This is a genomic window from Pseudovibrio sp. POLY-S9 (assembly GCF_001431305.1).
Classification (GTDB): domain Bacteria; phylum Pseudomonadota; class Alphaproteobacteria; order Rhizobiales; family Stappiaceae; genus Pseudovibrio.
The window spans coordinates 39,458-40,856 of the sequence record NZ_LCWX01000204.1 but is presented as its reverse complement, the minus strand read 5'-3'; the positions used below and the strand labels follow the sequence as shown (position 1 = coordinate 40,856).

Below are 1,399 nucleotides of genomic sequence, written 5' to 3'. Positions count from 1 at the left end.
GGGGTGGCTCCATTCGTTTGCTGTCCATGACAACTGCAGTATGACGCATTACGGCGTTGGTGGGAGCAGGAGCCATCCACCCCATCAGGTAATGGCCCGTTTTCCGAGAATAAACCCCCATTTTCTTTCTGCGGTGTTAAGTGAACTTGTTTCAGCAAAGTCATTCCTCAGTTTGCGCTAGTCTACAGTGGTGTCCGTGATTGTTAAGTTAGGAGATCCAAATGGGGGAGATTGCAGCGTATGATCAGACGCTTGTCGAAGGGCTTTTTTTCAAAGATGCTTTCGGTAGATTGCTCTTTGATCGAGATGAAGTGAGTGAAGCAATCTATGACGCGAGCGTAGTTGCATCAGTTTATGATTGGACGCTCGAGGGTATCTGTTCGTACTTTTCCAATCTCTCGCCTAGCTGTTGGCCTGTAACTGCTGACTTTCGAACTTTAACTCAACACCACAAGAAAACAGTTCTTCCCGAGTGGCTGGATGATCATGGGTTGATGGAAATGCTTGAGAGCGGCAAGGCTCCCAAGAGAGCTGAGGAAAAGCTGGCAACTCAGCTGATTTTTGAAACGTATTTGGTTCTGATATCAGCACTGCAGCGCGGTGAGCTTATAGTTAAGGGCCGCGACAGGGCCTTAGCAAACGCCCGCGTGGTTCCTGCCTCTTATTGGTGTTCTGAGTTTTCGTATGTCTCGTTACGAAGAAACGAACTCTTACGTGTTGACGGGGATCAGTGGCAGGTGCTGGCCGAAGATTTGATGATATTTGTGGCTCAAAGCAATAAGACAAAACGCGGTTCAGAATCTGATAGTGAAGGCCGTTTTGTTGAGGCTGAGGTTGTCCGTTTTCTGGAGGGACTTGGGGATCAACCTCGGTCAAAGAAGTCACATGTAAGGAAGCAAGTATTGCAGCGCTTTCCGGGAGTAAGTGGGCGTCAGTTTGATCGGTTATGGGATGGTTATGCGCCGCAGTCGTTTAAACAAGCAGGCCGTATTCCTTCAAAGTAATCAGGGACATAAATTAAAACACCTGCACTGAATAATCGTGTCACCTATTTTTTTCGGCGGAATCCAACCAGCATTTCCTCATCGTAAATGAGCGGAGATGATGGTTATGAGGACGGAACTGAACAGCGTTCAGAACGCTTTGATTACAGAGGCGGCGGCAGCGGATTATCTTGGAATTTCTATAAGGACCATACAGGCGTGGCGAGTGCGTGGCGGCGGGCCAATTTTCGTGAAGATGGGAAAATCGGTACGCTATCGGCCTTCTGATATTCAGAATTGGATTGAATCTCATCTGACAAGCTCCACGAGTGAAGTGGAGGCGAGGTCATGAGGCGGAGTTGTAAGCCAAGGCCTCGCATTGATTTCCAGCGCATTGCCAGAGCTGCTTTATTGCA

General features: G+C 48.4%; 2 protein-coding genes. Both read left to right on the top strand.

Going from position 1 to position 1,399, the window contains the following annotated elements:
- The first annotated feature begins 221 nt into the window (after positions 1 to 221).
- Entirely contained in the window at positions 222 to 1,004 is a 783-nt protein-coding gene (locus PPL9_RS20910) for a hypothetical protein (protein ID WP_057464501.1), read from the top strand.
- A gap of 97 nt (positions 1,005 to 1,101) precedes the next feature.
- Entirely contained in the window at positions 1,102 to 1,335 is a 234-nt protein-coding gene (locus tag PPL9_RS20905) for a helix-turn-helix domain-containing protein (RefSeq protein ID WP_208989519.1), read from the top strand.
- The last annotated feature ends 64 nt before the right edge of the window (positions 1,336 to 1,399 follow it).

Coding starts and splice junctions, on each gene's coding strand:
- PPL9_RS20910 (WP_057464501.1), top strand. CDS start 222: ATGGGGGAGATTGCAGCGTATGATCAGACGCTTGTCGAAGGGCTTTTT.
- PPL9_RS20905 (WP_208989519.1), top strand. CDS start 1,102: ATGATGGTTATGAGGACGGAACTGAACAGCGTTCAGAACGCTTTGATT.